The organism is Rhodobacterales bacterium HKCCA1288 (genome assembly GCA_015693905.1).
Taxonomy (GTDB): Bacteria; Pseudomonadota; Alphaproteobacteria; order Rhodobacterales; family Rhodobacteraceae; genus M30B80.
This window is the reverse complement of sequence record CP065161.1, coordinates 2,616,112-2,641,114: the sequence shown is the minus strand read 5'-3', so window position 1 is coordinate 2,641,114 and position 25,003 is coordinate 2,616,112. Positions and strand designations below refer to the sequence as shown.

Annotated in this window: 24 protein-coding genes; 15 read left to right on the top strand and 9 right to left on the bottom strand. The window is 55.8% G+C overall.

Annotated features, from left to right (window positions below):
* Nucleotides 1-83: 83 nt before the first annotated feature.
* Nucleotides 84-710, bottom strand: coding sequence for an ATP-dependent Clp protease proteolytic subunit (locus I3V23_12990; protein QPI85432.1), 627 nt, complete (start codon nt 708-710; stop codon nt 84-86).
* A gap of 160 nt (nt 711-870) precedes the next feature.
* On the opposite strand from I3V23_12990, the gene I3V23_12985 reads away from it, so the two are divergent.
* Nucleotides 871-1,527 carry a class I SAM-dependent methyltransferase gene (locus I3V23_12985; protein ID QPI85431.1) on the top strand — a complete coding sequence of 219 codons (657 nt, stop codon included), beginning with the start codon at nt 871-873 and terminating at the stop codon, nt 1,525-1,527.
* A gap of 4 nt (nt 1,528-1,531) precedes the next feature.
* Here I3V23_12985 and I3V23_12980 read toward each other — a convergent pair whose 3' ends face one another.
* On the bottom strand, nt 1,532-2,548 hold the full coding sequence (locus I3V23_12980) for a zinc ABC transporter substrate-binding protein (protein QPI86841.1): 1,017 nt from the start codon (nt 2,546-2,548) through the stop codon (nt 1,532-1,534).
* A 102-nt stretch (nt 2,549-2,650) separates the two neighbouring features.
* Between I3V23_12980 and I3V23_12975 the strand changes: the two genes are divergently transcribed.
* From I3V23_12975 to I3V23_12950, 6 genes are all read left to right on the top strand, one after another.
* Nucleotides 2,651-3,133 carry a transcriptional repressor gene (locus tag I3V23_12975; GenBank protein QPI85430.1) on the top strand — a complete coding sequence of 161 codons (483 nt, stop codon included), beginning with the start codon at nt 2,651-2,653 and terminating at the stop codon, nt 3,131-3,133.
* Nucleotides 3,130-3,909, top strand: coding sequence for a metal ABC transporter ATP-binding protein (locus I3V23_12970; protein QPI85429.1), 780 nt, complete (start codon nt 3,130-3,132; stop codon nt 3,907-3,909). Before I3V23_12975 ends, I3V23_12970 begins: the two co-directional genes overlap by 4 nt.
* Nucleotides 3,909-4,700, top strand: coding sequence for a metal ABC transporter permease (locus I3V23_12965; GenBank protein ID QPI85428.1), 792 nt, complete (start codon nt 3,909-3,911; stop codon nt 4,698-4,700). Before I3V23_12970 ends, I3V23_12965 begins: the two co-directional genes overlap by 1 nt.
* Before the next feature lie 59 nt (nt 4,701-4,759).
* Nucleotides 4,760-5,974, top strand: a complete 1,215-nt coding sequence (locus I3V23_12960; protein ID QPI86840.1) for an acyl-CoA dehydrogenase — start codon at nt 4,760-4,762, stop codon at nt 5,972-5,974.
* A gap of 18 nt (nt 5,975-5,992) precedes the next feature.
* Nucleotides 5,993-7,285 (top strand): FAD-binding oxidoreductase, encoded by a 1,293-nt coding sequence (locus I3V23_12955; protein QPI85427.1) that lies wholly within the window; start codon nt 5,993-5,995, stop codon nt 7,283-7,285.
* Between the two features lie 242 nt (nt 7,286-7,527).
* The gene (locus tag I3V23_12950; GenBank protein QPI85426.1) at nt 7,528-8,292 is read left to right on the top strand and encodes a sugar transferase; all 765 of its coding nucleotides are present in this window, start codon (nt 7,528-7,530) and stop codon (nt 8,290-8,292) included.
* Here I3V23_12950 and I3V23_12945 read toward each other — a convergent pair.
* Nucleotides 8,289-9,629 carry an O-antigen ligase family protein gene (locus I3V23_12945; protein ID QPI85425.1) on the bottom strand — a complete coding sequence of 447 codons (1,341 nt, stop codon included), beginning with the start codon at nt 9,627-9,629 and terminating at the stop codon, nt 8,289-8,291. The genes I3V23_12950 and I3V23_12945 overlap by 4 nt on opposite strands.
* On the bottom strand, nt 9,626-10,264 hold the full coding sequence (locus tag I3V23_12940; protein ID QPI85424.1) for a hypothetical protein: 639 nt from the start codon (nt 10,262-10,264) through the stop codon (nt 9,626-9,628). The genes I3V23_12945 and I3V23_12940 overlap by 4 nt, the downstream gene beginning before the upstream one ends.
* Before the next feature lie 187 nt (nt 10,265-10,451).
* Here I3V23_12940 and I3V23_12935 point away from each other — a divergent pair, with 187 nt between their 5' ends.
* The 6 genes from I3V23_12935 to I3V23_12910 all read left to right on the top strand — a co-directional run bounded on the left by I3V23_12935 (nt 10,452) and on the right by I3V23_12910 (nt 16,621).
* A complete protein-coding gene (locus I3V23_12935; GenBank protein ID QPI85423.1) occupies nt 10,452-10,904 on the top strand; it encodes a hypothetical protein in 453 nt (150 codons plus the stop codon).
* Nucleotides 10,861-11,781, top strand: a complete 921-nt coding sequence (locus tag I3V23_12930; GenBank protein ID QPI85422.1) for a serine/threonine protein phosphatase — start codon at nt 10,861-10,863, stop codon at nt 11,779-11,781. Before I3V23_12935 ends, I3V23_12930 begins: the two co-directional genes overlap by 44 nt.
* Before the next feature lie 29 nt (nt 11,782-11,810).
* On the top strand, nt 11,811-13,997 hold the full coding sequence (locus I3V23_12925) for an AAA family ATPase (protein QPI85421.1): 2,187 nt from the start codon (nt 11,811-11,813) through the stop codon (nt 13,995-13,997).
* Between the two features lie 219 nt (nt 13,998-14,216).
* Nucleotides 14,217-14,672, top strand: coding sequence for a hypothetical protein (locus tag I3V23_12920; GenBank protein ID QPI85420.1), 456 nt, complete (start codon nt 14,217-14,219; stop codon nt 14,670-14,672).
* A gap of 73 nt (nt 14,673-14,745) precedes the next feature.
* Complete coding sequence (locus I3V23_12915) at nt 14,746-15,525, top strand: WecB/TagA/CpsF family glycosyltransferase (GenBank protein QPI85419.1); 780 nt, start codon at nt 14,746-14,748, stop codon at nt 15,523-15,525.
* Complete coding sequence (locus I3V23_12910) at nt 15,500-16,621, top strand: hypothetical protein (GenBank protein ID QPI85418.1); 1,122 nt, start codon at nt 15,500-15,502, stop codon at nt 16,619-16,621. Before I3V23_12915 ends, I3V23_12910 begins: the two co-directional genes overlap by 26 nt.
* On the opposite strand, the gene I3V23_12905 is transcribed toward I3V23_12910, so the two are convergent.
* Together I3V23_12905 and I3V23_12900 are read right to left on the bottom strand one after the other, a co-directional pair.
* Complete coding sequence (locus I3V23_12905; GenBank protein QPI85417.1) at nt 16,618-17,916, bottom strand: hypothetical protein; 1,299 nt, start codon at nt 17,914-17,916, stop codon at nt 16,618-16,620. The genes I3V23_12910 and I3V23_12905 overlap by 4 nt on opposite strands.
* A gap of 10 nt (nt 17,917-17,926) precedes the next feature.
* On the bottom strand, nt 17,927-19,051 hold the full coding sequence (locus I3V23_12900) for a glycosyltransferase family 4 protein (GenBank protein ID QPI85416.1): 1,125 nt from the start codon (nt 19,049-19,051) through the stop codon (nt 17,927-17,929).
* A 132-nt stretch (nt 19,052-19,183) separates the two neighbouring features.
* Here I3V23_12900 and I3V23_12895 point away from each other — a divergent pair, with 132 nt between their 5' ends.
* Nucleotides 19,184-20,308, top strand: coding sequence for a glycosyltransferase family 4 protein (locus I3V23_12895; protein ID QPI85415.1), 1,125 nt, complete (start codon nt 19,184-19,186; stop codon nt 20,306-20,308).
* Here I3V23_12895 and I3V23_12890 read toward each other — a convergent pair.
* Both I3V23_12890 and I3V23_12885 read right to left on the bottom strand, forming a co-directional pair.
* Nucleotides 20,303-21,520, bottom strand: coding sequence for a hypothetical protein (locus tag I3V23_12890; protein ID QPI85414.1), 1,218 nt, complete (start codon nt 21,518-21,520; stop codon nt 20,303-20,305). The two genes, I3V23_12895 and I3V23_12890, sit on opposite strands and share 6 nt — an antisense overlap.
* Nucleotides 21,520-21,783 carry a hypothetical protein gene (locus tag I3V23_12885; GenBank protein ID QPI85413.1) on the bottom strand — a complete coding sequence of 88 codons (264 nt, stop codon included), beginning with the start codon at nt 21,781-21,783 and terminating at the stop codon, nt 21,520-21,522. Before I3V23_12885 ends, I3V23_12890 begins: the two co-directional genes overlap by 1 nt.
* A 237-nt stretch (nt 21,784-22,020) precedes the next feature.
* Here I3V23_12885 and I3V23_12880 point away from each other — a divergent pair, with 237 nt between their 5' ends.
* Nucleotides 22,021-22,704, top strand: coding sequence for a DUF1045 domain-containing protein (locus tag I3V23_12880; GenBank protein ID QPI85412.1), 684 nt, complete (start codon nt 22,021-22,023; stop codon nt 22,702-22,704).
* A gap of 59 nt (nt 22,705-22,763) precedes the next feature.
* On the opposite strand, the gene I3V23_12875 is transcribed toward I3V23_12880, so the two are convergent.
* Complete coding sequence (locus I3V23_12875) at nt 22,764-24,917, bottom strand: esterase-like activity of phytase family protein (GenBank protein ID QPI85411.1); 2,154 nt, start codon at nt 24,915-24,917, stop codon at nt 22,764-22,766.
* Between the last annotated feature and the right edge of the window lie 86 nt (nt 24,918-25,003).

The window sequence follows — 25,003 nt, the reverse complement described above, 5'->3', positions numbered from 1 at the left end:
GCTCATAGCGTAGAACAGCAAAACCGCCACCACAACGCCAAATTGCATCAGGCGAGGTCATATCTGCCCCGCCCGTGCCATTCTTACTTTTCTTCCAGGGCTGCGCGGCTTTCCACGATCTGGTCAATCAGACCCCAAGCCTTGGCTTGTTCGGCATCCATGAAATTGTCGCGCTCAAGCGCCTCGACCACTTTTTCGAATTTCTGGCCAGTATGTTTGACATAGATCTGGTTCAAGCGATCTTTCAGCTTTTGCGTCTCTTGTGCATGGATCATGATATCGGTCGCCTGACCCTGATACCCGCCTGAGGGCTGGTGCACCATGATGCGGCTATTGGGCAGAGAAAAGCGCATGCCCGCCTCACCTGCGGTTAGCAAAAGCGACCCCATCGAGGCCGCCTGCCCCACCACCAAAGTCGAGACCTGTGGTTTGATGTATTGCATGGTGTCATAGATCGACAGGCCAGATGTCACCACGCCACCAGGGCTATTGATATACATCGAAATCTCTTTTGAAGGGTTTTCGGCCTCAAGGTGCAAAAGCTGCGCCACGATTAGGCTCGACATGCCGTCATGGATTGGGCCAGAGATGAAAATGATCCGTTCCTTCAGCAGGCGCGAGAAAATGTCATAGGCCCGCTCCCCGCGCGAGGTTTGCTCGACCACCATAGGCACAAGCGTGTTCATGTAGGTATCAATCGGATCTTTCATGGTGCATCCTCAACTGGGGTTAATTGCTGTTTTGGCGCTGTATCATCGAAGTGTTACCAAGAGTCTTAGTCTTGCAGGACAGGGGCTGCAAGGGTGGCACGCTTGACTTGTTGCCATATTCGCGCAATGCCGCAGACAAGATTTACGGGGAAATATCACAATGGCCAGACCTAGCGCGACCACGCTCGAATCCGAATGCACCGCAGAAGAGCGCACACTTTTGATGGAAACCTTGAAAAATTCTGCATTTTCAGGGGCGCATTTGGAAATTGGCACCGCGGCGGGCGGCACATTGAAAGAGATGATGGGGCAATACGCGCCCGATGCCCGCCCAGATTTTTTTGTGATTGATCCGCTGACCTATTACCCCGATCAAGAAAATATCATCACCCGCAACCTGATATCGGCGGGGATTGACCCCAATCTGGTCACCTTTTGGAAAGGTGTGACCCAAGATTTCATCGATCCTGCTCGCGCATCAGGGCAGATGTTTGATTTCGTTTTCATTGATGGTGACCATCGCCACTATTACGTCACTGTGGATTTGCAATGGGCCGATTGCGTCACCAAAGGTGGCGTTATTGCCCTGCATGATCACGGCGCGGCATTTCCTGGCGTGGGATGGGCGATTGACACATTCCTCGCCCATAACCCGGATTTCAAAATTGAGGCACGCGCAGGCAGCCTGACGATCTTGCGCCGCATTGCGGTCACCAAGCGCCCCGCTGTCACCGCCGCCGATTTGCGCCATGCGCGGCGCGTGCATCTGATGTTCCGTTGGAAGCGCAGCCTCAAAAAGCGGCTTGGCCTACGCTAGGCCATTAGCCCTTGCAGCCCGAAATACCTGTAGCCAAATCCTGCAAAAGCGCGGGGTAGAAATCGACACCCGTGGGGATATGCCCGCCATATGGGTCAATCACTGCGATTGAGACAGGGGCCGCATCGGCCACGGCGCTGAGGATATCTGGGTCAAATTGCGGCTCCGCAAACAGGCATTCGACCCCCTGCTCGGCCACAATCGTGCGAATTTCAGACAGGCGCGCCGCCGAAGGGGCGCTTGCATCTGACAGGCTAATGGCCCCTTGCGCGGAAATATCAAACGCATCTTCAAAATACTGATAAGCATCGTGGAACACGATGAAGGCGGGCGGCGGCGTTGCCGCAAAATCCGCCTCGATTTGATCCGCGAGATCTTCCACCTGCCGCGCGGCGTTTTCGGCATTTCTGAGATATGTCTGTGCATGGTCGGGGTCTGCCGCCGCCAATTCCTCGGCAATCGCGGTCAGCCACAGGGCGGCATTGTCAGGATCAAGCCACGCATGGGGATCAATCGCGCCATCGTGGGCATGGTCTTCGTGACCCTCATCTTCGTGATCGTCATGCCCGTGGTCGTCATGCCCGTGGTCGTCATGATCATCGTGACCTTGGTCATCATGGCCGTGATCATCGTGATCATCGTGGCGATGCGCCTCAAAACGCACATCTTCGCGAATGGGCAGGAGATCCGTCTGCGGCACCGACAAAAGCGCCATCTCCTTACCCGCCCCTGCAAGATCAGCAATCGCCCCCGACAAGGCGGGTGACAGGCCAGCCCCAATCCAGATCACCAAATCAGCCTCTTGCAGCGCGCGCGCCTGCGAGGGGCGCAAGGCAAAGTGATGCGGACTTGTGGCTTGGTCGATCAACAAATCAGGTACACCGACCCCCGCCATGACCTGTGCCACAAGCGAATGCACGGGGGCGATATCTGTTACAACCCTCGGCACCTCTGCGACCGCCGCAGACGGCGTTGCCGCTGAAAAGGCGCAAATCACACCTGTGCCAAGTAAGAATCTCATAGACATCCGCGCACCCTCATGATTAGAACAGGGTCAGAGTTAGTAGATATGTTATAACATATCAATACCGAAAATCGGCAATATGAAAGGTTATGCGCGCCAATGTCGCAAAACCAATTCCACGACCACGACCATCAAGGGTGCATCGCCTCGGCGCTTGCCGCCGCCGAGGCACGATGCGCCGCCGAAGGCCTGCGCCTGACGGCGCAGCGTAAACGTGTCTTGGAAATCCTACTTGAGGAGCATCGCGCCCTTGGGGCCTATGATATTCTGGCGCGCCTATCGGCTGAGGGGCAGAATGCCCAACCCCCTGTGGCCTATCGCGCGCTCGATTTTCTGGTCAGCCATGGCTTCGCGCATCGCATTGAGCGCCTCAATGCCTATATCGCTTGCACCCTGCCCAATGAGGGGGCGCATATGCCTGCCTTCATGATTTGTCGCAACTGCGATATGGTTGCAGAAACGGGCAGGCCTGAGGCCGAATTGGGGCTGGTGAGCGAGGCAAAAAATTTGGGCTTCGCGGTTGAACGCAGTTCGGTCGAATTGGAAGGGCTCTGCCCCGCCTGCCGCGAGGCACGGCCATGAACGCACCTAGAAAACGGCCCCTGATCCAAACCCAAAATCTGCGCCTGAGCCAAGCGGGGCGCGTGGTGTTGGATCATGTGAATTTTGAAATTGCCCTTGGTGAAATCGTTACAATCGTGGGGCCGAACGGATCGGGGAAAACCTCGCTATTGCGCGCCTTGATTGGGGCGTTGCAGCCTGAGCGGGGCATAATCACAAGGGCCGAGAATTTGCGGATCGGCTATGTGCCGCAAAAGCTGCATATTGACCGCAGCCTGCCTGTGACTGTGGCGCGGTTTTTGTCGATGCCGCGCCGTCACAGCCCTGCGGAAATTGCAACCGCCTTGCATCAAGCGGGTTTGCCCGATTTGGGCGCGCGGCAGATGACCGAATTGTCAGGGGGGCAATTTCAGCGTGTCCTTTTGGCCCGCGCCATTCTTGACCGCCCAACATTGCTGATTTTGGACGAAGCCACACAAGGGCTGGATCAACCGGGATCTGCCGCCTTCTACACCCAAATCGAAGATCTGCGGCGCGAGGTGGGTTGTGCGGTTTTGATGGTCAGCCATGAATTGCACGTTGTGATGAGTGCCTCGGATCGGGTGATTTGCCTCAACGGGCATATCTGCTGCGAAGGCCGCCCCGAAACAGTTGCAAGCGCGCCTGAATATCGCGCGCTTTTTGGAACGGGCACGCATGGGGCATTGGCCCTGTATCGGCATGAACATAGCCACAGCCATGATCACGATCACGGCCATGCGCACAGCCACGACCACAGCCCCGAAAAGGTGCAATGATGCTTGATGATTTCATGATCCGCGCCGCCCTTGCGGGGGTCGGGGTCGCTGTGGTTGCGGGTGTTTTGGGCTGTTTTCTGGTTTGGCGGCGCATGGCCTATTTTGGTGATGCCACGGCCCATGCCGCGCTGTTGGGGGTTGCCATCTCGCTTGCGTTGAACCTGTCGATTTTCACAGGGGTTCTGGTGATCTGCCTGATCGTGGCCTTGATGGTGACAAGCCTATCAGAACGCTCACTCGGCCTTGACAGCTTGCTTGGCACCTTCGCCCATGCGGCGCTTGCTATTGGCCTAGTGGCCGTAAGCCTGACCAAAGGGGTGCGTGCTGATTTATCGGCCTATCTTTTTGGTGACATTCTGGCGGTTAGTCGTGCTGATTTGGCGGTGATCTGGCTTGGTGCGGCGGTGGTTTTGGTGCTGATCCTCAGCCGTTGGCAGGCGCTGTTGACTGTGACGCTGTCGCCTGAATTGGCCCATGCCAGTGGCATTGCGCCACGGCGTGAGAATATGTTGCTGACCCTTGCCCTTGCCATCAGCGTGGCTGTGGCCATCAAGGTGGTGGGGGCGCTGTTGATCATTGCATTGATGCTCATTCCCGCTTCAGCGGCACGGCCCTTGGCCCGCAACCCAGAAGGGATGGCCATTTTGGCCTCGCTGATTGGGGTGGCATCGGTTGCGCTTGGACTTTGGGGATCATTCGCCTATGACACCCCCACAGGGCCAAGCATTGTCTGTGCGGCCGCCCTGTTCTTTGCGCTTTCTGCCCTTATTGGGCGGGTGCGCATGGGTTGAACCTTGCCGCGCTTCGCGGCAATGTCGACCATATGTTTTTTGCTTTGGAGGACGTAACGATGCCAGATGGTCACAGCGCAAAATCAGGCCCTGCTCTCGCGGCTTTTGAGTGGGCCGATCCCTTTCATCTGGCAGCGCAGCTTGCGCCTGAGGAAGTGATGATTTCCGAAAGCGCCGAGGCCTTTGCCCAAGACCACCTCGCCCCCCGCGTCACCGAAGCTTATTTGAACGAAACCACTGCGCCTGAACTATTTCCCATGATGGGAGAAATGGGCCTTTTGGGCGTAACTGTGCCCGAAACCTATGGCGGCATTGGCGCAAGCTATGTCAGCTATGGCTTAATCGCCCGCGCAGTCGAGCGGGTCGATTCTGGATATCGTTCGATGATGTCCGTGCAATCAAGCCTCGTGATCTACCCGATCCATGCTTACGGGTCAGAGGCACAAAAACAAAAATATTTGCCCAAACTGATCAGCGGCGCGCTTATTGGCTGCTTTGGTTTGACCGAGCCCGAAGCGGGCTCTGACCCCGCAGGGATGAAAACCACAGCCACGAAAACCGCAGATGGCTATGTGTTGAACGGCGCAAAGATGTGGATTTCCAACGCACCTATCGCGGATGTCTTTATCGTTTGGGCAAAATCGGAGGCCCATGGCGGCAAGATCCGCGGCTTCATCCTTGAGAAAGGGATGAAGGGCCTGTCTGCGCCCAAGATTGAGGGCAAACTTTCCTTGCGGGCTTCGGTCACGGGCGAGATCGTGATGGATCAGGTTGCCGTGCCAGAAGATGCGCTTTTGCCAAATGTCGAGGGGCTGAAGGGGCCGTTTGGCTGCCTCAACCGCGCGCGCTATGGCATTGCGTGGGGGGTGATGGGTGCCGCCGAAGATTGCTGGCATCGCGCCCGCCAATATGGGCTCGACCGCCGCCAATTCGACCGCCCTCTTGCGCAAACACAGCTGTTTCAGAAAAAGTTGGCCGATATGCAGACGGAAATCGCGCTTGGCCTGCAAGGGGCTTTGCGTGCAGGTCGCATGATGGATGAGGGCAGCTGTGCGCCCGAATTGATCAGCCTGATCAAACGCAACAATTGCGGCAAAGCCTTGGCCGTGGCGCGCGATGCACGGGATATGCATGGCGGCAATGGGATCATGGCTGAGTATCATGTGATGCGGCACGCGCAAAACCTTGAGACGGTCAACACCTACGAAGGCACACATGACGTGCATGCCCTGATTTTGGGGCGCGCGCAAACAGGGCTTCAGGCGTTTTTCTAATCACAAAGGGGCGCGCCGATGCAGGCGTCTGGGGCTTTTGGATCAAAGGGCAATCTGTGGCACAGCACCGCGCGCGAGCAGGTGACAGCCGACAGCGCAGACGCTTTACCAAGCGCGGTTGATCTCTTGATCATCGGGGGCGGCTTCACGGGCCTTTCTGCGGCATTAGAGGCCGCCCGCATGGGCGCCAAGGTCGCGCTTCTTGAGGCGCAAGAGATCGGCCATGGCGGATCGGGGCGCAATGTGGGCCTTGTGAATGCAGGGCTGTGGTTGCCGCCGCAGGAGATCATCAAAACCCTCGGCGTCAATGCGGGTGAAGCGCTGATTGATACGCTTGGCGCGGCCCCTGCCCGTGTTTTTGACCTGATCGCGCGCGAGAATATCGCCTGCGAAGCCACGCGGAACGGCACCTTGCACCTTGCCCATAACGCGGCGGGATTGGATGATCTGAAAACCCGCCATCGCCAAGGCAACCAATATGGCGCGCCCTTGCAGCTGCTTGATGCCGAGGAAACTGCCGCGCGCACGGGCAGCCCTAACTTTTCAGGCGCGCTGTTTGATCCGCGTGCTGGCACGATTCAACCTTTGGCTTACGCACGCGGGCTTGCCCGCGCGGCCCAAGCGGCAGGGGCACTGATCTTTGCCCCCCTCACAGTTGAAGATTTAACCCATCAGGGCCGCGCTTGGGTGGCGCGCGCCGCAGGGCGCGAGATCACCGCGCAATCCGCATTGATTGCCACCAATGCCTATCACATGGCGGGATTTTCCAGTTACAGGCCCAGCTTCATCCCCGTTTATTATAGCCAATTTGCGACAACACCCCTGCCGCAGAGCTTGCGCGCCGAAATTCTAGCGGGCGGTGAAGGGGCGTGGGACACGGCAATGGTCATGAGTTCCTTTCGCATGGATGCGACAGGGCGCCTGATCTTGGGCGCGATTGGCAATGTTGAAGGGCGGCTTGGGGGCGGCACGCATCACGCATGGGCAGCGCGCAAATTGGCGCAAACCTTCCCGCAACTGGCAGGGCAAGGCTTTAGCCATATCTGGCAAGGGCGTATCGCCATGACTGGCGACCATATTCCCAAAGTCTTGGAGATCGGACCAAATGGTGCGGCTGTGTTTGGATATTCAGGGCGCGGGATAGGCCCTGGAACCGTATTTGGCACAGTGGCCGCGCAGGCCCTTTTGCAACAAAACCGCAACCTCTGGCCGATGCCACCATTGCAAAAATCGGTAACGGGATTTGGTCAATTGCGCGCGGCCTATTACGAATTAGGGGCAGCATTGAGCCACGCCATACAAAACAGGTGAGCACGCCGCGCTCAACCCTAGGTTTTGCAGGCACAGAATCGATAGTGGCAAATGCAAAGAACCCTAGGTAAAAACCGCGCGAACTAAAAAAATTTCCAGAAAAAAGTTTTTTTAAATCAAACTCTTGTGAGAAATTTGCTAAAATTATCTTGAAATTATATATATTTTTTATAGTTGGTTAGGGCATCTTAAGAGCAGGGATCGAGAGATCGATATGCTCGGCTATCGAAAGATATATGCTAATGTTGGATGACCTTAAAACGGCTGATGCTGCGAACATTCCCTTGGCCACATCGTCAGGGCCCGCTTTGGGTGCATCGAGACGCCATCCTGCAAACCTATCAAATGCGACAGGACATAGCCACGCGCAAAGGCCTGACGTGGCCAATCGCGCTAACGCCACGGGCTGTTCCTATCCTTTTAAGCGCGTTATGGACATTGGTTTAGTCACCCTTTCCCTGCCCGTAACTGCACCTGTTATTGCCGCTTTATGGCTGGTTGTCCGCCTTGATGGGGGAGCGGGGTTTTACCGCCAAAAACGCCTATGCGCGGATGGCAGCACCTTTGACTGCCTCAAGCTGCGCACGATGGTGCCAGATGCGGAGGCGCGACTGCAAGACGCGATAACCGCAGACCCTGTTCTACGGCGCGAATGGGTCTTGCACCAAAAGCTGAAAACTGACCCTCGGATCACATGGGTTGGGCGATTTTTGCGGCGATCCTCGCTTGATGAATTGCCACAGCTGTTCAATGTGCTGAAGGGGGAAATGAGCCTTGTCGGCCCCCGCCCCATGATGCCAGAACAGGCCCCGCTCTACCCTGGCCCGATTTACTTTGGTCGCACCCCGGGGATCACGGGCCTATGGCAGGTCACCGCGCGTCATATGACCAGCTTTGCGGCCCGCGCCCATTATGATCGTATCTATGCGCGCACGGCCTCGCTCAAGACCGATATGCTGTTGTTGCTGCGCACTGTCCGCGCGGTGGTCAAAGGCACAGGCGTTTAAGCCCGTGGCGCAAGACCAATCCCAACCAATGTGAGCAACAGAAACACATTTGCGGGCATCTCCAGCCCAAAATCCCCCAAGGAATGAAGGCCAACCGCAAGCATTGCGAAAAGGGCAGCAATCGCCAAGGGTGCATCGCGACCTCGTGCATGAACGCGGCGGACCAATACCATTGCCGCCCAGAAGAACAGCGCGATTGGCACCGTTCCAATGATAAGCCCAAGCTCTAACCAAAGCGACAGATAGGTTGCATGGGCGCGATCCCATATCTGCTCGCCTGCACCTGTCCCGCCATGGATCAACTCATAAGCAGGGCGGAAGGTTTCGAACCCATACCCCGTTAAAGGGCGCAGTAAGATCAAATCCCATATCCGACCCCACGCGGCCATGCGCACATCGCCTGCTATGCTCAAATCGAACAAGCGTAAAATCCCCTCTTTGCCATAAAGCAGGGCCATGGCACCGCCCCCCAAGGCGATTAGGCCTAGGCTGCCCAACACGATGCGCCAAGCCGACAGGCCCCGCTGCGCGAGACACACCCCGATGCAAAGCAGGCAGGCAAGAAGAGCACAGGCCACACCTAGGCGCGATCCCGTGGCAAATAACGCCGCAAAAATGATCACAAGACCCAAGGCATAAAGTCCATTGGTAACATTCCCATGGCTGAGCAGTGTAGACCTATGCGATGATTGATTGGCCGCGGGCACTATTAACAAAGTGACCCCAATCACGGCCCCCATAGCAAGGAAACTGGCGAAGGAATTGCGGTTGATGAACACCCCCGTTGCAAACCCTTGATAGGTGGTCTTTGCCTCCCCCCAAACGGTGATATCCCCCAAGACATTCAGCGCCAAAAGCCCCCAAAGCGCATGGGCGGACACACCCCAAAACAGGATTTGCAGCATTAATCGCCCACGCGACACGCGGCGCGCGGCCTCAAGCACCAATGCCATCCAAAGGCCGTAAAAGGCGAACCGCACCGATGCAGAACGTCCCGCATCTGGCATCAGCGAAAGCGTGGACGGTTGCAGATCGGGCGACAGCAGACTGCCCCAACCTTGGCCTTGTGGCAGCGCAATGGATTGCACTATGGCCCAGATCGGCACAAGCGCGGCGCAGGCAAAAGCAGGCCAAAGCTTGCGCGCGGCAAGCGTGCGATTGGGGGCTACGCGCCACAAATTGGCAAAGTAGATCATCGCGACAAGGCCAATCATTGTGGAAAACCCTGCCCATAGAAGCGGACGGTTCAGGCCGATGAATACCGTGGAGAAAATCACGCCAAGGCTAAGGGTCAGCGCCAATGCGCGGTTGAGCTTATTTGTATCGCTGCGCATCATAGGCGCCGCCTGATCTGCGCCACGATCTGCGCCTGCAGATCGGGGGCAAGGGTTGCGAAAACCGCGCTCATCTCTGCCCGCTTGCCCGCATCGGCTTGCAGATAAAGCGCGGCAAGGAAATCGCGGCCAAGATCCGCCTTGGCCAATTGCGCGATATCCGCGCCAATCATTTCCGAAAGCGCCGCGCGCCCCGCGCCATCGAAGGCGAGGCGCAGACGGCGCGCCGCCATCCACAGAAGCGCGCCCCCCGTTTCATGCGCGGCCATTAAGCTATTATGGGGATCTTGGCCCTGTTCGGCCAAGGCCTGTGCGCGCACGAGATGCGCCAAAGACAGGCTTGGTGCATCGAGCAAGATATACTCGGCCAAGGATTGGCAAGCGGCCCCTACAGCGGCGCGCGTCTGGGGCGGCTGAAGCGGCTGAAACCTATCAGACATCACCGCATCGCACCGTGAAAGCAGCCGATATCGGCTTTCAACCGTACGGGGCAGATGGCCAAGGATTTGTGCGGGATCAAGGCGCAGCGCAGTGTTGGATATCGCCGCTTGCCGTTGCGCACGCCACTCATCGCGAGCAAGGGCACCTGCTGCAAAGGTCAGACCCGCTAAAACAATGAATCCGATCACCCAACGCACTGGAAAAGGTATCCTTAATTAATCTCAATGAATTTCAAGAGCCGCAAAAGCGCCTGTTTCAACGTTAGGCCCCCAAAAGGCGCGATTACTCACCTTTATATGGTTATTTATATTTGACTATTATATGTAAATATATATCTATCTTCAGTGAATTCACATGATCGCCTGTAAATGGAGAAATCGTCTGATGCCCTCTTTTTCTAACCTTTTGCGCGCTACGGTCATCGCCTCAGCGGTGGCCGTAACACCGCTCCATGCACAAGAAGCCGTTGATGTCGATGCTCTGATCACTGAGGTTGAGGCGGGATGTGCAGCCGATTCTGGCAGCTGTGCGGCCATCATGCGCACCGCCCTGACCCGCTTGCGCGCTGCGGGCGTGACCCTGCCACCCGCAACATTGAACGCGCAGATCGCCGCCGTGGTGACACGTGTTGCGGCGGTTGCCCTCAACCTACCCGTGGCACAACGCGCGGGCATCTCCGCTGCGGTGCGCGTGGCAGCCGATCCTGAGGTTGGCTTCACAGGCGCGGCAGAAGAAATCGCCACACAATTGGCGGCGGTCGAGGCTGTGGCCAGCTCCATTGAGGCGGGCGGCGATGTTCCACCCGAGATTGTCGCACAGTTGGGCAGTGCCGCCTAAGGGCGCCGCGCGCAAAGGACGGAAAACATTGTTGAACGGCCTGATTGCCACGGCTCGCGGGCTGTTCGATAGTCCCTCTGGTATCGAACGAGAAGCGGTTTTCGCCCCCAATTACCTTTCTCCCTGTGCGGGGGGGCTGTATGTGGTGGGCGATGTTCACGGATGTTTCGCGCTTTACCACCAAATCGAAACCGTGATCGCGGCAGAGGTAGCGCAAGGCAAGGCCCCTGCGACCCTCGTTCTCTTAGGCGATATGGTGGATCGCGGCCCTGATACGGCAAAGATGCTGGATCATTTGCTTCAAGCGCCCCCATCAGGGCTGTCGCGCCTTTGCCTGCGCGGCAATCACGAAGAGATGATGCGGCGCTTTCTCAATGACCCAAACGAAGACGCTGCTTGGTTGGAATTCGGGGGCGCGGCCACCCTCACCTCTTATGGCATCACACCTGAACTCTGGCACAGCACAAGGCGGACAAGACGGCGCTTGCTGCTTGAGGCACATATCCCTCAATACCATTTCGATTTTTTGGAAAATTTGCCGCATTCGGCCCAACACGGGACAGTCTTTCTTTCCCATGCGGGGCTGAACCCCGATGCGGCGCCCGATGCACAGACGGCCTATGATCTTTTGTGGTCGCGCAGCACAGCTGACCGCACTCATATGCCATGCGGGATCAGCCATGTCATCCACGGCCACATTCCACAATCAATCATCGACTGCTCCAAACCCATGATTGGCCTTGACACAGGCGCTTATGCCACGGGCGTTCTGAGCGCCTTGGCCATTTCCGCGACAGGTCGCGCGCGCCTGATCCAGACCGCCGCTGATCGGCACAGCCCCATCATCACAGACGTAGCGAGTTTTTCAGCCCAATGACGCATCCCTCCCAAACGCAAATTTCCCAGATGACAGACCAAACGCACACCCAAACGGCACAAGAGCATCTCGACCTACGCGATATTTTGCAGCTGTTGCGCCGCCAGTTGCGGTTGATCCTATTGGTGAGCGCTTTGGTGATTGGGGCGGCGGTTTTATACGTGGTCAGCGTCACCCCCGTTTATACCGCGCGCAGCCTGATTATGGTCGACCCCACACAGCAAAACCTGCTTGAAGCTGACGATACAATGCGCCGTGCGCCCATGATCGACAACGCGCGCGTGGATAGCGAGGTCGAGATCCTTCGCGCGCCCGCCACGACATTGGCCGTGATCCAAAGCGCCGGGTTGGTAACCGATGATGAATTCGGGCCAAGCGTAAGTTTTTTTGAAGAAATCCGCCTGCGTCTGGGATTGGGCGCCGATGAGCCGCCATCTGGCCCCGCCCTTTTACAAGCGGTGCGTCAGGCCCTCCAGGATGCAACAACAATCCGCCGCATCGGGCTGACACATTTGATCTCAATCGATGTCACCTCGACCAGCCCCGAAAAAGCGGCCTATTTGGCCAATCTCATGGCGCAAACCTATATTGACGCGCAAGTCGACACCAAGATCGCCGCCAGTCAATCCGCGCGCGATATCCTCAGCCGCCAAGTGGAAGCGGGGCGCGTGGCTGTCGCCGCCTCGGACAAGGCGCTCAATGATTTCATTGATGCAAGCCTTGAGGACCTTGCACGTCAGGGCGGAAATCCAAATCTTGCGGTTCTGCAAAATGAAATCAACAATTTGCGCAGCGAATTGAGCCGCAACGAGTTGAGACTGTCCACTGCGACAACCGCATTTGAGACCCGAGATTTCACTGCCCTTGCAGAAAGTTTGGCCGATGAAGCCCTGCGGGAATTAGCGGCAGAGCAAGCTGAAATAACACGCCAGTTGGAAGAAGCCTCCGCGGGGGGGCTTGTGTTTTTTGATTTGCAAAATGCCTTGGCCGAGGTCGATGCACGCATTGAGGAGCGGGCGGGGGCCCAGTTGGCCGCTATCAGCCAAAACGTTGCACAGATCACAAGCCAGACCGAAAACCTACGGGCCACATTGCGCGAAAACCTTGTCTCAAGCGATCTGCCATCGGATGTTTTGGCGCGGATTTTCGAATTGCAACAGGCCGCCTCGATCACCCGCAGCCAGTATCAAACGCTGCTCGCCCAATTTGGCGAGATCGAAACCCGCGCGGCCTTGCAGGTTGCAGACAGCCGTATCGTCTCGCCCGCCTTGCCGCCAAATGCGCCAAGCGCCCCGAACAAGCGTTTGATCCTTACAATTGCCGCCATGCTTGGGCTTGGGCTTGGCCTCGGGCTTGCCGTGCTCAACGAAACCTATATCGGCGGGATCACCAATCCAGACCAGTTGCGCATGGTTACGGGACATATGGCCGCAAGCGCAGTCCCACGGCTTGATGAAAAAGACAACAAGATCATGGTGGATCAGATCATCGATGATCCGCTGTCAATCTATTCTGAGTCGATCCGAAAACTGCGCGCCGCCATCGAGTTGCAACGCCGCAGAACATCAAATGAAGCACGGGTTGGACCTGAGGGCCATGTGATTATGGTCACTTCGACCTTGCCTGCCGAAGGAAAGACAACCATAGCCCTCTCACTGGCGCGGATTTATGCCGCGACAGGTAAGTCCACGCTTTTAATTGACGCAGATCTCAGAAAACCATCGGTTGCCGCCTATCTCGGACAAAAGCCCAAAAAAGGGCTTTTGACCTATCTCGATCCCGAGCAATTCAGCGACACTATTACCGACAAAACGGCTGAACCACAGTTAAGCCTACTTAAGGATAACAAGTCCCCTTTGCGGATTCTGCCGGGCGCGGATCGGCCGCAGATTGCAACGGATCAATTGATCAGTTCCTTGGAATTTGAAAACTTGCTTAATCAGGCGCGCAGTCTTTTTGAGGTTATCATCATCGACACCTCGCCCGTGCTACCGGTGGTGGATGCCCGCTACATCGCCCCACAGGTGGATATGATCGTCATGCCCGTAAAATGGGCTGCAACGCGTCTGGCAGATTTTCGTAGCGCTTATTCTATTTTGATGCAGTCAACGGCCAGTGCGGTTCCGATTGTCACCGCGCTGAATTTAAGCGAAGCAAAACAAGGTGTTTATGGATATGGATACGGCTATGGCAGGCCTTATGGCGGCCAAGACTGACACCATCGCACCCATCCTAAACTTACATTAACAATTTGATGCCATAACCCACTGCTGAGGTGGTGGGAAATTTGGCACGCGTTTTGCCTATGTCTGGCGATACCCAGACGATAGAGCGAACCCTTGCCTTCATATTCAAGCGCAAAGCTGCGCCGTTTCATCCCCGCTGCCAGTCGCCGCGCAGAAGCCGGCCCTTCTGACAGTTATGGGAGTGTTGAGATGCGCGCGATAACGCGGTGGCGTGGCGCGGTCATGGCTTGGTTATGTCTCCTTGCGACAGGCGGGATGATGGCCCCAGGCCATGCTGCAGGACGTTTGCTGATCCAAAATGATGGCGGTGGCCCATTGGGCGACTATATCCTGCACACCCGCCTTGCGGGGCTGACGCATGACGAGGTGCAGATCACAGGGTGGTGCGCCTCCGCCTGCACGCTTTACCTCAGCCTGCCGCAAACCTGCGTGTCACGGGATGCGCAATTTGGGTTCCACGCACCAAGCGGTGGAACCGCAGCACAAAACCGCGATGCCCTGCGGTTGTTTGCTGAATACCTGCCCGCCAATTTGCAAGGCTGGTATCTGCGCGAAGCAGCGCATCTGACGGGGCGCGAGTATCGCGCACTCAGTGGTGCGGATCTGGTCGCTATGGGGGCCGCGCGGCCTTGCCGCGCATCATAAATGTCCCAAAGCGAATTGCGCAGAAGGCGCTTCTGCCATATAGGTGTATTATTTATATCTAAAAGGCTATCTCTTGCGTGATCCCTCCGCTATCCCGCGATATGATGTATTGGGCATCCCAATCGCGGCCACATCGATTCCCGAAATTTATGCGGCACTGCTGCAATGGTCACGGGATCAAACGGGCCGCTTCATAGCTGTGCGCGAGGTTGCAAGCCTAATGGCCTGCCGCGATGATCCAGACCTGCGCGCCCTGCACCAAAGGGCAGCACTGGTCATCCCAGATGGCATGCCATTGGTTTGGCTGGGTCAGAAACAGGGTCATAAGGTCGCGCGCTGCGCGGGGCCTGATCTGTTTGACTATGTATGCCGCCATTCGGCCCAGTCGGGGCTACGGCACTATTTTTTTGGCGGCAATGAGGGGGTCGCGGCAACCCTCGCGGAGCTGTGTCAGGCGCGCTATCCAAGCATTCAGATTGCAGGATGGGAGTGCCCCCCCTTCCGCCCCATAACCGCGACAGAGCGCAGCCAAACAATCGCGCGCATCACCCAATCTGGGGCGGATATCGTTTGGGTCGGCATGTCCTCGCCCAAACAAGATGTCTGGATGCGGGATCATGTAGACGCCCTGCCGCAAACCTTGATCGGGATCGGGGCCGCGTTTGATTTTCACGCGGGCCGCGTGCGGCGCGCGCCGCGGTGGATGCAACGCTCAGGCCTTGAATGGCTGTTCCGCCTCATCAGCGAGCCCCGCCGCCTGTGGCGCCGCTATTTGATCTTGGCGCCAAGGTTTGTGTGGTTGGTGTTGCTATCAGGATTAAAAATTTATGCAAAAGATGATAATGCAAAATAGACATACAAAAGAAAATTACATTGCAGACGGTAGAATATTAACGACTTTTCTACTTACTCAAGTTTCTACATACTTGACTATTTTTAATGACACACCATTCAGATTTTTAATATACCTTACACCATTAGCTATAATATTTATTCAAGTAGTGAACAAATCTCTAAAAATCAACAAGGCCGGACTTTTTTTCTTAGCAATATACGCAATATACTGCACACCATTCCTAGCATTTTCTGATAAATCTAACTTTACTGTGTTCGCACACATATCATGTAGCCTTATTGCTGCATCATTGACATTCACAACATCACAAAAATATTTACAAATATATATCTATATTATATTTTTTTCCTCTATCGCCATGATTATTGCGATTCAAGAAGAGCTAGGCTTTAGTATACTCACACCAACGCAAGCTACTTATGAATCGTCATTTGCCCTAATTATACCCCTAATGGGCATTTGGTCAGCCGCAAATCGGAAAAACATACCGCTCATTCTTTCAATCGTATCCTCATTTATAATTTTCAAAAGGATAGCATTATTAGGGCTCATAATTGTCCTCATTTTAATTTATCTTGATAGATTCGACCGAATTAAGCCAGTAAGCATTGCCGCAAGGATTCTCATTCCAATTATTCTTTTTTTTATTGGACTTGAATCAAACAATGTATTTCAAAGTATTTCTTACTACCTAAGGTCCTATGATATATTTATATCTCCAAACGAGCTCAGTTCTGGAAGATTTGACACAATAGGCTATATCTCCTCCGATCTACAACAAAGAACTGGATTTATACAAATTATCTTTGGCGATGGCGTTGGGGCCACCAATACATTCCTCGCCCGTCATAACTATGTTAATAGTAACTTCACCCTCCTACACAATGACTATCTAAGAGTTTTAGTTGATTATGGCTGGTTCGGAATCATAACCCTCATTACAGCTCTTATATATCTTTCGACAAAAAAGGGTTTTATTGGATATGCATCAATATATTCGTCAGTTTTATTTTTGACCGACAATATTATCAGCTATCACTTTTATTGGATCTTCCTATTAGCCTTTGCACGCTCCAAAGACAATGAATTCTAGCTTAGAGTACTATTAAATATTTCCAGTCGCGCACAAAATGACAGAATACACGAAATAATACCAGATATTCCCATCGCAAACCCCACCCCAATCACCCCGTAGACGGGCACGAACAGCACCAAGCCAACGGCATAGGCAATCGCCTCGCCATAGCGTTGCTTGGTGAAGGGTTTGATATTTTGCGCGATATGCCCATGTGTGATCTGAAACCCCGCATAGGTCATCAGCGTTGCCCCAATGGCAAATGGGATTAAGGCCAGATGGTGGTTTGCGATTTCATCGGTGAACAGCCGCGCCAAAAGCCAAGACCCCCATTGCGCTAGAATAACGGCCCAGATGCCCCCTGCGACTAGGATCAGGTATCCGAACCGCCGCGTGATCTGATGGGCGGCTCTAAGCCGATTAGGGGATTGGCCATCGGCGGCCAAATCATAAACTTTAGGCAAAACCACACGCGACAGGATCGACATTCCCGCCTGCATCGCCCCTTGGGTCATTAGGATAAGAACCGCCATTGCGGCAAATCCCTCAACCGACAGATGATCCGCCGCATACCATTTATCAAGTGCGCGCATCATAAGACTTGGCGGCACCCAGAAGAGCATGGTTTTCGAATGTTCCGTCAGAAAGGATTTTAAGCGCCCCGCGCCCTCGGGTTTAGCTTCTGCCACGCCCTGCGCGCGCCTCAGAAAAATGAACTGCGCCACAAGGGAGATAAATCCTAATCCTGCGGCCAGCGCCGCAAGATTGGGCGCAGTGAGCAGGCCAATTTCTTTGAGACTTGCCAAAGCCATAAGTTGCGCAACGCTTGGCGAGAGCATCGCACAGATTGCCTGCCTGCGCCGCCCCATGACATTGGCCAATTCGACAACCGCCCCCGCAGCCGAGATTGTTGCCCCCAACATCAGCCCCGCAAACAGACCAAACGGGCTGAGTGTAATCTCGCCAAACCCGATCTGAGCATCCAGCAGAACTGGGGTCAGGGCAATGGTTGCAAGACCTGCGAAAGGGGCAAACAGACCTATGCCAAAATAGGCCAAATGATGCGCGCCCAACCCTTGGGCCGTGGCAATCGAAAACCCCCGCGCGAACACAGTGCCGATAATACCATGCCAGATGATGCGGATGGCAACGCCGAAGGTCAGGTAAAGCGCGTATTCGGCATATACGGCCACACCCGCAAGTCGCACAATCAAGGACGCCATTGCAAAAACGGCGATAAAGGCAAAGGCAAAGGCGGCAATCGTGCCCAGATTGCGCCATTGCGCACGAATAGAGGCCACGGCTCCCATCATTTCATGGCCCTCAGAACACCTTCGGCAAAGCGGCGGGACATGTCCTCGATGGAATATTTGTGGCGGGCGATGCGGCGCCTTGGATCAGGGTGTCGCGATATTGCAGATCACTCAAGACACGATGCACGGCATCGGCATAGGCCTGCGGGTTATCGCTGTCCCTGACGATCACGCCATTGACCCCATCTTGCAGATAATCAATCTCGGGGCTGTGATACGGCAATTGGGTGGTGACCATCGGGGTTTCGTAGGCGAAACTGTCCAAAACCCCCAGACCCACCAAACCCGGCATCAGCCAAACCTTTCCAAGGCTGACATAAAGGGTTTTTTCGGCCCCGAATTTTGGGCCAAGGGCGTGCAACCAATCGCGCGTCTCGGCGGCCTCTTGAATGATATGCGCCTCTGGCCCCGCACCGATGAATAAGACTTGCAAATCAGGAATATCCCAGCGCAAAAGATCAAGCGCGTGGATCAAGAACGACAATCTTTTCTGCGCATAGAGTCCCCCCACAAAGACCGCGACATTCTCGCTGCCGTGGCAAAGGCGCGCCCGCAGCGCGATGATTTTCGCGGGATCTAACGCGGCGCGTTCCTCCGCAATTTGCGACAGGTCAATGGCATTGTTGAACACGGTGATTTTGGCGCGCGGGAAACCATAGCCCGCAATCAAATCAGCGCAGCCATTAGTATAGGTGAACCACCAATCCACCTTGGTGGCCCAGAACCGCTTCCATCGTTCGGCCAGGCTATTTGGGTTTTTGGCTTGGAAGTTTCGCCCATGCCCGAAATAAGCCACGCGATACCCAAACAGCCGCGCGCCCAAAATGGCCGCATAGGCGGTTAGGTTTCGGTTCTCTTGGCCCACAATGACCAAACCTGCCTTGCGCCAGTGCCACAGGGATTGATAGCGCAAAGCCGGCACAAAGGGCATAGACCATGCAGGCTGACATCTGGCCCATTCCAGATCAACAACATCCGCTTTTTGCGCCTCTGGCCCTGTGGCGGGGCTGTAGACCAGATCATAGCACACACCCCGCGCAGCCAGATGCGCGCGCAGCGCCCTGTGAAAGGCCACGCGGTAATGCGTCAACACAAGTGTAAAAAAGACGACAGATCGTCTTTCAAAATTTGACATGAATGGCCAATACAATCAGATAGTTTTGGAACCCCTTCCAACTTTCGACCATAGGTCGCAATGCGCCGCGCAACAACGAAAATCCTGATTTTACACAACAGCTATCAACAAAAGGGCGGCGAAGATGTTGTGGTGAGGCATGAACACAACCTGTTGCATGACGCGGGGCACGAGGTGGTTCTCGACCAAATCAGCAATGATGACATCACCAGCCCATTCGACAGAGTGCGAACGGCCTATGCCATTTCAGGGTCGCAGGCCCAATATCAGCGGGTGCTGCAAATGTGCCGAACATTGCGGCCTGATATTGTGCATATTCATAACTTCTTCCCGCGCCTTACACCTGCCGCCCATGTTGCAGCGGCAAGATCAGGGGCTGCGGTTGTGCAAAGCTTGCACAATTACCGCTTGCTCTGTGCCTCGGCCCTTTTGATGCGGGGTGGAAAGATTTGCGAGGAGTGCCTCGGCCCAAGCCGTCTGCCCGCAATCAGACACAAATGCTATCGCGGGTCGTATCTGGGCAGTTTGGCGGTCAATCGGATGATCGGCGCTGCGACAGACAATCCTGAATGGATCAGGTCGGTTGATCGTTTCATTGCGCTCACGGAATTTGGCAAAACGCTGTTTGTCAAAGGCGGGCTGCCTGAAGAGAACCTCTTCGTGAAGCCGAACTTCCTGCCCCACTGCCCCGTGCCAACCGTGCCTAAAGATGCCCGTGATATGGGCTATGTTTTTATTGGCAGGCTCTCGCAAGAAAAAGGCATCGCGCGCTTGATTGCGGCATGGAATAAGATGCCGCATCATCCGCTAAACATCATCGGCAACGGGCCAGAGGCCGAATGGTGTGCCGCGCATGCAGCCCCCCATATCCGCCTTCATGGCGCCCTGCCCTATGCGCAAACCCAAGAGATCCTTGGTCGTGCACGCGCGCTGCTCTTTCCGTCAAAATGGTATGAGGGCTGCCCAATGATCTTACTTGAGGCGCTTGCGAAGGGAACCCCCGTTCTTGCAAGCAATATCGGCGTGGCGGGCGAGTTATTGCCGCAAGAATTCGCCACATTTTCGTTTAACCCGCTCAAGGGTGAAGCTTTGGCAAACGCTGTCTTACAATTCGAGGCCATGGATTGGTCGCGGCTCAGTCATGCGGCGCGCGCCCAATTTGACGCAAGATTTACCGCTGCACAGAACCTTGAATTGATGATGCACTGCTATGAGGCGGCCCTTGCCTGCAAACAGGCAAAGGCCGCCCATTCATGAAGACAGGGCCTGCAAGGCAGCGTCCGATACGGGCATTGGATAATGCAACAGACGCCCAATTTGCACAGGCGCAGGCGCGGCGATGATATCATCATCATAGAGGCGTAATTCCGAGAGCGCCCCAAATGCAATGGGTGCAGCGGTCTGAACGGGCGACCCGCCCAGCGTTAGGCGCAGAGCCGTGCCACTCCATGACAGCGCAATTGCCACCGCCTGATCCCTGAGCGCGTTCATGCCCGTTGGCATCTCCTCCACGCTGCCCAGCGCACCATACCGCAGGACAATTTCGCCATCAGCGCGGCACAAGGCGGTGATCTTTTCCCCAGACAGGTCTGTGACAGAGGCAAAGACCGCAGCGCCCGCCCCCATGGGCGTGGCGCGCAGGGCAAGCGTGCCCCCCTCGAGACCGCCCCACCCCGTTGCCGCGAGTGTATACCGATCCGCACCCCGCGAAACGGCGACACCATCGCTGAGGATATAGCCTGTGGCATCCGCGCCTTCCTCGATTTGCAAACCATAGATTGTCACGCTCTCCCCCGCCGTGGCGGTGCCAGACCCAAAGCCCCATGTTGTGGTCACAGTCTGGCTCAGAGAAAAGCGGCAGCGCATGCGATAGAGGCCATCGGTAATCTGATCGTTACGAATATCTGTGATCTGCCCCCCGTTTTGCACCACAGCAGCCAACTGACCCGCCGCGCCTTGCAACTCAAGATTGCTTGGTGGGGTGGTGGCGGTGCTATAAAGCGTGGCCTTCATCATTGCGGCTGAGGGCTGCCCATACCAAAGGGTCATGGCATAGGATTGCCCAGCCTCGAAGGTCATATTGCCTGGGGCCGCGCGATGCCAACTTGCCCCGCCAGAGGTGATCAGCAGCCCTGGAAACACCCCTGCGCGCGCTTCATCAAGAGCGGTCAAGGTCACAGGGCCCACGGGCCCCCATGTCGGCCGCGCGACAGAGCGCGCCACAAGATTGCTCCGCTGTGGCTCAACCAACAGCCCAGCCGCCCGCCCATCAACCACAGATGGGCCAAGCCGCGCCTGCGCTATGGGTTGGGCAATCTTTTGACCGCCCAAGCCATATGCATCATTTGTATAATCAAGGATCAAGTCAGGCATCCGTCCGTCAACAGACCGATAGACCAACCACCATGGCAAAACGCGACGTCGAAACGCCGCGCTGGTCAGGGAAACGTCTAATTGCAATGCCATCATCAGGCCACCACAAGGGCATGGATACCCTGTGCCGTTGTGCCCGTTGCCAGAACGCGGCGCACGCCAACAGGCAGCAGCATCATATCCCCAACTGTCACACTGCGCGTCTCACCGCGCACGGTGACAATTTCAATGATGCCCCCAATTTCAATGAAAAGCGCCGAAGCGGTGATCGCAAGATCAGCCGCATCATTGGGCGTTACGGGCATAATATCGGTGGCGGGGCCTGCAGGGCTTAACGCGCGTCCATGGAAAATATCCATAATCTATCCTTTGCTATGCGAGCGAAGGAGCGGGATTAAACCATGATATGTGCGACCGATCCCCCGTTCGGGTAAGTGAAACTCGGCCAAGGGCAGCGGTGTTTGGGGCAGCGACCCAAAGGGGGGCGTTGTCCACCATCTGCCACAACCAAAGGATAGACCTTATTGGTTAATTAATCATTGCCAAATCAAGACGCAGAACCTAGGCCGACCCCAAGCCAAAAGGGGGGACGCAGAATGTCCGACTATAGCCGATATGCGGTATATTTTCTGCCCGATGGCGGGTTTTATCGCCTTGGCGCGGATTGGTTGGGCTGGTGCAGCCGCCAAGGCGCTGTGCGCACGCATCCCGAGCTTGCGGGCCTATCGCGGCCCATCGCACAAATCACCGACACCCCCCGCAAATACGGGTTTCACGCAACGATCAAGCCACCTTTCAAACTGGCCAAGGGTCAAAGCGCCCATGACCTTGCGGCAAGGTTCCGGGAATTGTGCCAAACAACATCGCGGGTTGAAATCCCCGTTTTGGAAATCCGCCGTTTGGGGGGCTTTGTCGCCGCTGTCCCAGCAAGTCATAATCCCGCGCTCCAAGAACTGGCCGCAACGATGGTCAAAGGGTTGGATCCGTTTCGCGCGCCTGCATCCGAGGCGGAATTGGCCAAGCGTAGATCAGCCAACCTTACCCCCCGCCAAGAAGAGATGTTGGTCGCATGGGGCTATCCCTATGTGATGGAGGAATTCCGCTTTCATCTGACCTTGTCAGGCCGCCTGCCACAATCCGAGGCCAATGATCTGGTGTCCCGTCTACATGCGCATTTCGCGCCTGTGATCCCCCAGCCTTTTGAGGTCGCCTCATTGGCCCTTATGGGCGAGGATGAGACAGGGCAGTTTCATCATATCGAAAGCCACAATCTGGCATAAGAAACCCCCCGCAAATCACTTTGCGAGGGGCGTTTTTCGCTCAGTCAAACCACCGATGGTTACTGCGCCGAGATCGCGAACAGCATCGTTTCGCCAGAATGGTCGTCCACACCATCATTGTCGGTGGACACCCACATTGTGCCATCTTCAGCGATTGCAAGACCTTCGACCTTGTCCAAGACAAAGCCGCCTGTCGAGGTCAGGTAAGGCAGCAGATCGACAACAATCTCTTTGGTCAGAACGGGTGGCGTTTCGCCCAGCGCGACCATCCCCGCCATCTGATCCATTGAGACGCGGGTGATCAGCTTGGTCACCGCTGCGTCACCCAGTTGATTGTCACGCTCGATGAAATAGAGGTCGTCACCATGCGCAACGATTTCCGAGAGACCCACCCAACCCGTAGATGCTTCGGTCAGCGGGTAATGCGCCACGCTCCACGCTTCGGTTTCGAGGTTATAGCCCAGAACCTTAACATGGTTTTCAGGATCATCGCGCCATTCACGCTGCACGGCCATATACAGCATATCGTCAACAAGGGTGATCCCCTCAAACCCGAAACGCTGTTCCACGGCCAGCAATTCATTTGGCAGGGCGATGTAATCCTCAATCGCGCCATCGGCCCCAATGTGATAGATCGCGTGCGGCACCAAGCGGTCGCTGCGCCCTTCTGAGGCAACCCAGAAACCGCCCTCACCATCAAGTGCAATGCCTTCCATATCCATCAACTGCGCAGGCTGACCCTCGCGGGTGACGCGAATTGCATCGACAATGCGCGCAGGGGTTTGGCTAACATCGATGTGGAAGATGGTTGGCTGCATGGCATAGAAGCTGTCAGACACCGCATAGAGCGTGCCATCTTCAGCCATGACCTGCCCCGAGATCGCACCCCACCCTGTCAACTCATCCATACCTGCGCTCGTCAGATGCGGATATACGGCGGGGGCGTTTTGATATTCATAGATCATTACATGGGCAGGCGCGCCGCTATCACCCCGCGCGTCATATTCATTGGCCGTGGCCAAAATATTGCGCGAGGGGATCGCAATCGCACCCTCAGGGGAAATGCCAGAGGGCAGAAGCTGTGCCAATGCAGGCTGAGCAGGGTTCGACATATCATAGACGCCCACGATAGAGGAACGTTCGGACAAGAGGAACATCATTGGCACGCCGCCAAATGTTGCAAATTCCATCCCTTCGGGCTCGACACCTTTGTTGCCAGAGCGCTCTTCGGGGTAATGGCCGATTTCCACAATCGCGTATTCAAAAGCCGTGCCTGCCTCAAAAACTTCGGTGCCATCGCGGTTGAACACGGTAAAGCCGCGGCTGCCACCATCCATATCGCCTTCATTTGCGATCGCGAAATGGTCTGTATCGATCCACTGCACCCCATCAGGCTCGCGCGGGACTGTGATGGTCTGATCAAAGATCAGCGCGCCTTCTTCCTCGGTGTCCACACCGTTCAGCGTCACCTCACCCGCCGAGAAATGGCTGAGCACCTCACCTGCAGCAGAAACCACAACCATGTGATTGTTTTCCTGCATCGTCACAACGATGTCGCCATTGGCGTTCACATCAACGAATTCTGGTTCAGGGTCTTCTGGGGCAATATCAGCAAGGCCTGTCAGATCAACACGGATCTGCGCCGCGCAATCCATCGCGCCATTTTCGCCCAAGGGTTGGATCACCAAATGACCCGCAGGCATTTGCGGCACGCGGCCATCGCCTAGATCCTCGTCACGTTCGTTCTCAATCGCAACAGTGATGAAGCTGCCATCGGGGGCAACAGCCGTGCTGTCGGGCTGCCCGCCCAGATCACAAGAGGCGAGAACGTCACGGCTCCCTGCATCAATCGCATGCAAAACGCCTGACGGGCTGGTATAGCTTTCCGATGTGTTTTCCGCGACAAACACCGTGTTTCCAAGCGCGGATACGGCTGTTGGCTCGCCACTTGGCAGCGCGAATACGCCTGCGGCAACAGGGTTCGCAGGATCGGTGATGTCGACAAAACCGATCACACCTGCAGGGCTATCGGAATAGACCAATGTCATGCCATCGCCCGTGGCCGCGATAATCTCGGCCGAGGTTTCTTCGGCATCGGGCGTATTCGCGGCAACTGGAAAAGACGCGATGCGGTTAAAATTCATATCTTGGGCCAGTGCAGGCCCTGCAAGCAAAGCAAGGCCTGTTGTGGCCAAAAGCATGCGCAGCTTCATCAGGTATCCCCCTCAGGTAAAACAGACTACGCCGCCCCACCTGCCCCATCTGCGTTACGGCCACGCAACAAAAAGGTAACAAACCC